Below are 6,329 nucleotides of genomic sequence, written 5' to 3' on the forward strand. Positions count from 1 at the left end.
TTGTAAAATGTCTACTTCGTTCCTGTATATTCCCGCTGCTTTTCCAGTAGCACCTTGTGCAATGCCTGTGGCAACACCGGCGACAAATCAGACAACAGGTAAACATCCGCTCCATAACCATACTCGCGGGAAAGGGTATCCTGTAATGTGCCCGTTTGCACCACCCGGCCAATAAACTTCAGCGTTTCTCCCTGCGGCCGCTTGCCTACTTTAATAATGTAACGGATACTATCCATCCTGGGAAACCAGAAAACATAGTCTGCATCAAAAGACACCGCCAAAGGCATCTTTCCTTTATTATAATAGTTTAATGCACCTGCTTCTCCATAATTACTGGTAACTACCATGGTATAGGGCTTATCTGCTTCCGGCACCTGCTGCCAGGCCTGTAAAGCCATTGCAGCCAGGCTATGCCAGCCCAGCATATCCGCAAAATCCTGGGGCAGCGGATGATCCTGTCCGTCTTCCCAGCGTAATAAACCCAATGCTTTGAACTTGGCGGCCTTTTCACTGATCTGCACCGGGCGCAGTACCGGGAAAACTACATTTACCAGCAATGCAAAAGGGATAACAATGATCGCTATCCATAACACACGCAGATAGCGCGTCCAATCATGCGTAAAAATTCGTTCCCAGTATACGCTGCCAAAAGCCAGTAACACCGGATATAAGCCCAAAGAATAATAGCTTTTTGCCCGCAGGTAGGTAAACAGCAGCATGGTTAGCCCATATGCCAGCAGCACCACCCGGTAAGGACGAAAGGGTTTGTAGAAAAGTAATCCTATAAATGCTGCCACCACAATGAAAGCACCACCTATAAAGAAAATGAACTGATCAGTGATAAAAGTCATGCGACTTACATGTACCAACTGGCTCTCACTCAGCTCCTTCATATGATGCAATACAGGCAATCCATGTTGTAGTTGCCATACTATATTGGGCGATATGATCACCAACGCAATCAATGCCCCTATATACAGGTATTTATTTTTAAATATTTGCCGGTGCGAAGACAGTAATAAGCCACCCACCAGGCCTATCACCCCGAATATAATATTGTATTTATTCAGAATACCGATGCCTGTAACAACACCCATCCATAATAACCACTTATTTTGTTGGGTGTGCAGGAATTGTAATAAACACCAGAACAATAAGGTCCAGGCCAGAATTTCAAAAGAGTTTGGTTGGTACAACAAATTTATACGACTCATCCCCGAACAAATAAACACCAGCGCTGCCAGCACCTGTGCAAACCATCTGCCGCCCAGCATCTCCACCATTTTCCACACCAGCACCATGGTAAATACACCATATATAGCAGGGAAAAATCTTACCCAGAAAAAACCATTGCCCAGCCATTGGATCAATAAAGAAGTGAAAGCGGTGAAAGGAGGTACCGACAAGTATCCAGCAGACAAATGATTGGCCAGGTCCAGGTGAAGGTATTCATCCCGTTGTAAATCGTAGTAGGGAGTCAGTATTCCGTACTGAAAACCCATTTTTACTATTATAATTAATAAAAGCAGCCAAAGAGACGTGCGGCCACTGTGCTGTTGCGGGGCAATCGTTGATGTTATCATAAACAGGGACAAAAAATATTCATCTCAAAAAAAACGGAAATACTTGCCGGTAAGCAATGTATTTCCGTCGATAAATTATAAGTTTCTTGTTCGGTGGCATATGTGGCAGGCTGCTCTACATAGCAATCATCAGGGCTTGATGATAACAAGATTTTGGTTGATAAAGGCGTTAACAAATTGTGAAATTTTTTCTATTTAAGCAAAAATGAAATTGCAACTCAGTTTCATTTTATAAAAATAGCGGGACACAGCAAGGGTTTACAGGCATTCTTTCTTTGTAAAACTTAACATTGACAGCGTAGGCAACTGGAGAATTTAATATGGAATTGCTTAAATTTGGAGTATGCCTACAAATAAAAATGCTTCCATTGGACTGAAAACGATTGACGACTTCAACGATGATGTTCTCTTGTATACAAGAAAAGAAATGGTACCCAAAGCACCTCTGCGTGGCAGTTTTGCCGTTCAGGAAAGGGTCAACTACCCTTGCCTGGATGAAGTCACCGCCAGCAGACGTGATTATTACAAAATAAGTTTCTTTAGTAAAGGCAGCGGCATCTTCACGATGGGGGAAGAACGCTACGAGATAGATGGTCCCACTTTACTTTTCATCAATCCGTTTGAAGTAAAAACATGGCGCTCCTCTTCAGAGGTACAGGAAGGTTACTTCTGCCTGTTTACTGACCTGCTGTTTGAATCACAGACGGGGCACCAGGAAAACCTGTTGCAACATCCGCTTTTGCAACTGGGCGCCAAAGCAGTATTCAAATTAACCAATGAACAATCCGAATACCTGCAGTCCATATTCAGACAACTATTAAGAGAATATAACGAAAATGCAGCCTTTAAACAGGAAGCTATTCTTATTTACCTGAAGCTGCTGATGCTGGAAGGCAAGCGACTGTCTTCCCAAACTCAGCAACCTAACCGGCAACTTTCCGCAGCACAAATACTGGCGCATCGTTTCACAGACAAACTGGAAAAACAGTTTCCAATTGAGTATAGTCATAACCAGGTGTCCCTCAAAACGGCGAAAGAATTTGCACAGGTATTAAATACACATCCTAATCACTTAAATGCTTCTGTAAAACAAGCTACCGGTCGTACAGTGAGCGAACATATCCGTCAGCGCATGTTGCTGGAAGCTCGTTTATTACTGATGCATACCGACTGGCAGATTGCTGAGATTGCGTGGTGTCTTGGTTTTGAAGATCCGGGTAACTTCACTCACTTCTTTAAAAATCATAGTGGTGTATCTCCGCATGTATACCGGGTCCATTAAAACCTTTGATATTAACAACTAATACTTTGCCTCTTACAATTGTAAGACCTGTACCTGCACGTACTTTTGTATCACTAAAAAATTAATCAATATGCAGTACAGAAAACTAGGTAAAACAGGTGAATCTATATCCGCGATAGGGCTGGGTTGCATGGGCATGTCATTCGCTTACGGCAGCGGTCAGGATTTCAATGAATCCGAATCATTGGCCACATTGGAACTGGCACTGGATTTAGGTGTTAATTTCTGGGATACAGCAGATATGTATGGGCAAGGCGCCAACGAAACTCTACTCTCAAAAATACTTGCTACTAAAAGAGATAAAGTTTTCCTCGCTACCAAATTTGGATTCAAATTTAAAGACGATGGCTCCTATTATTTTGATGGCTCGCCAAAATACCTGAAACAGGCTTGTGAAGCAAGTTTGAAAAGACTGGGAGTAGACGTAATTGATCTTTATTACGCACATCGTATAGACGACACCGTGCCTGTAGAAGAAACGGTAGGCGCTATGGCCGAACTAGTGAAAGAAGGTAAGGTGCGCTATCTTGGTTTATCCGAAGCAAGCGCCGCTTCTATCAGGAAAGCAGACGCAGTACATCCGATTGCAGCTCTGCAAACAGAATACTCATTGTTTACCCGCGATGTGGAAGGGGATATTTTAGCCGCCACCCGTGAACTGGGCATCTCTCTGGTAGCCTACAGTCCACTGGGCAGAGGACTTTCCACCGGCGCTATCAATAATACCGATTCATTAAGCGATGGTGATTTCCGTAAAAACCTACCACGGTTTCAGGGAGAAAACTTTGAGCAGAACTTGCAAACCGTGACTGCACTGGAAGCTTTTGCAAAAGAGAAAGGTATTACAGCCGCTCAATTGTCACTTGCATGGCTGCTGGCACAGGGAGAAGACATTGTGCCCATTCCCGGAACCAAACGCAGAAAATATTTACAGGAAAATGCCGCCGCTGCTGATGTAAATTTATCATCTGCAGATGTAGCAGCCATTGAAAACATTCTACGCAACAATGCAGTAGCCGGCGCCCGGTATACTGAAGGCGGAATGCAACTCGTAAATAGATAGCGAACCAGCTATTAGCTTTTAGCAAAATGCAGCGAAGATTTACATAGATAGACTATGTTCTTCGCTGCATTTTGCTAAAAGCTAATAGCTAAATCACTATTTCGTTTTCTTATAGCCCCAATCCAGCAACCATTTCACCACCTTCTCTTTATAGTCGCCCTGGATAAGAATTTCACCGTCTTTTACGCTACCACCGGTACCGCATTTCGTTTTAAGTTCTTTTCCCAGTTTCTCTATGTCTTCGTCTTTACCGATAAAGCCGGTAATCAGGGTTACTACTTTTCCTGCGCGTTGTTTTTTATCTAGTATCACTCTCAGGATCTGTTCTGCGGGAGCCAGTGTGTCTGTTACTTCTTCCGGCTCTGGTTCGAGTGAAAAGTTAGGATCGGTGGAATATACTATTCCGTGGCCTGGTGTATTTTTCTTTTTCGACATCTCTCTAAAATATTTAAAGGTTATTCGTTTACCACTACGTTAATAGCCTGTGATTGTATCCGTATACGTACTACTCCGTTTTCTGTGAGCGGTACGGCGTCGCCGTCTACCTGCAGATATTGCAGCGCATTACTGCGAATGGTAATATCCTTACCTGTATAATGTTTTATGTAACGTGTATTATCGATGTTACCCATTAAGGAAAAAATGCTTACGGGTAACAGGCTCAGAATACCTACTGGTGGCATAATACAAAGGTCCAGCTGTCCATCGAATACGCTGGCTTTAGGTGCCAGTTTAAATTCGTATCCAAACTGGTTGCCATTGGCTACGGTAAGCAGGAACGCCTTTGCCTGAAAGGTGTCTCCGTCAATATCGATGTTGTATTCCGCAGGTTCGTAGGTATTAAAACTTTTCAATACCAATTTCGCATAGCCCGATAAACCCCGTTTTGTATTGTTTCTGAACTGTTCAGCAATCAGGGCATCAAAGCCAACGCCGGCATTGCTGAGGAACAGATGCTCATTGGCATAACCTACATCAATAGCACGTTGTTTATTGTTGACGATGAGTTGCAAAGCCTTGTCTATGTTCAATGGAATTTTCAGTGCGCGTGCCAGGCCATTTCCGCTGCCCAGTGGCAGTATCGCCATAGCGGTATTGCTGCCTATCAGGCCCTGTGAAATTTCATTGATGGATCCATCGCCGCCAACGGCGACCACGATATGTATGCCATTTTGCACGGCTTCTCTCGCCAGGTCGGCACCATGGCCCAGATAAGCCAGGAATGCCGTACTCACTTCATACCGGTCAGCCGGCAAATGCTTGCTGATGGCATGCTCCAAACGTTTTTCACGATCAGTACCCGCTTTGCGGTTGATGATAAATAGTATCTTCTTCAAAAAAACTGTTTTATAATATAATCGCCTTCAAGCTCAGATCCAGGCTCACAGCGTGATGTATGATAGCGCCAACAGAAATATAATCAACGCCTGTTTTAGCATATGCTTCCAGGGTGGCTATCGTGATACCACCTGATGCTTCTGTTTCAAAGCGACCATTGATGAGTTCCAATGCAGTAACAATATCAGCAGGCGCAAAGTTGTCGAGCATGATCCGGTCTATCTGTCCTACTGCCAGCACCTCCTTCACATCATCCAGGTTGCGTGTTTCCACCTCAATTTTCAGCGGCAACTTACGTTCCTTCAGATAGGCTACGGTCTTGGTGATAGCGGCTGTGATGCCACCGGAAAAGTCAATGTGATTATCTTTAAGCATAACCATATCATACAGTCCTATACGGTGATTAACGCCACCGCCTATACGAACGGCTTCCTTTTCCAGCATCCTGAAGTTGGGCGTGGTTTTACGGGTATCCAGTATACGGGTATGATATCCTTTCAGCTTTGTTACATACTGATTGGTTAAGGTAGCAATACCGCTCATGCGTTGCATGCAGTTCAGCACCAGTCTTTCGCCCATCAGCAGGGTATGCACGGCGGCTTCTACTTCAAAGGCTATTTCACCGGCTTTCATGGCATCACCATCTTTTTTATGTGGAGTGAATACGGTGAACATATCCAGCCATTTAAAAATAGCTTCGGCCACTTCCATGCCGGCCAGGATGCCATTTTCTTTAATCTTGAGTACCGCCTTTCCTTTCGCCGTAGGCGGAATACACGCCATAGTGGAATGATCTCCGCTTCCTATATCTTCTGCCAGTGCGCTTCTGATAAACGCATTCAGCGCTGCTTCATCTAACATAATTGAATAATTTTCAATTACGAATTACGAATTGCCGGATTTATGGAAGAATCCATCATAATCCCATCATTCGTAATTCGCAATTACCGCGTGAAAGATATGTCAAAAATAAAAAGTGCCCCGCAATAAATTGCGGGGCACCGGGGGTTTTTCAATTAATTTATATTGGTATACTTATTTA

The 6,329-nt window shown here is 43.9% G+C and carries 6 protein-coding genes; 2 read left to right on the plus strand and 4 right to left on the minus strand.

The annotated features are described in order from the left end of the window. Window positions 1-11 precede the first annotated feature (11 nt). Window positions 12-1,502: a glycosyltransferase family 39 protein gene (locus AC1DP6_RS01660; protein WP_477053302.1), complete on the minus strand. Its 1,491-nt coding sequence runs from the start codon at window positions 1,500-1,502 to the stop codon at window positions 12-14. Window positions 1,503-1,926: 424 nt separating this feature from the next. Here AC1DP6_RS01660 and AC1DP6_RS01665 point away from each other — a divergent pair, with 424 nt between their 5' ends. Further along, the gene (locus AC1DP6_RS01665; RefSeq protein WP_477053303.1) at window positions 1,927-2,865 is read left to right on the plus strand and encodes an AraC family transcriptional regulator; all 939 of its coding nucleotides are present in this window, start codon (window positions 1,927-1,929) and stop codon (window positions 2,863-2,865) included. 91 nt (window positions 2,866-2,956) lie between these two features. Continuing rightward, on the plus strand, window positions 2,957-3,949 hold the full coding sequence (locus tag AC1DP6_RS01670) for an aldo/keto reductase (RefSeq protein WP_477053304.1): 993 nt from the start codon (window positions 2,957-2,959) through the stop codon (window positions 3,947-3,949). A gap of 96 nt (window positions 3,950-4,045) precedes the next feature. On the opposite strand, the gene AC1DP6_RS01675 is transcribed toward AC1DP6_RS01670, so the two are convergent. Genes AC1DP6_RS01675 through nadC form a run of 3 tightly spaced genes read right to left on the minus strand, consistent with a single transcriptional unit; the run spans window position 4,046 to window position 6,148 of the window. Further along, window positions 4,046-4,384, minus strand: coding sequence for a translation initiation factor (locus AC1DP6_RS01675; RefSeq protein WP_477025089.1), 339 nt, complete (start codon window positions 4,382-4,384; stop codon window positions 4,046-4,048). 20 nt (window positions 4,385-4,404) lie between these two features. Continuing rightward, window positions 4,405-5,286 (minus strand): diacylglycerol/lipid kinase family protein, encoded by an 882-nt coding sequence (locus AC1DP6_RS01680; RefSeq protein WP_477053305.1) that lies wholly within the window; start codon window positions 5,284-5,286, stop codon window positions 4,405-4,407. A gap of 10 nt (window positions 5,287-5,296) precedes the next feature. Then, on the minus strand, window positions 5,297-6,148 hold the full coding sequence (gene nadC / locus AC1DP6_RS01685; RefSeq protein WP_477053306.1) for a carboxylating nicotinate-nucleotide diphosphorylase: 852 nt from the start codon (window positions 6,146-6,148) through the stop codon (window positions 5,297-5,299). Window positions 6,149-6,329 lie beyond the last annotated feature (181 nt).

This window comes from Chitinophaga sp. 01L420 (assembly GCF_056399985.1).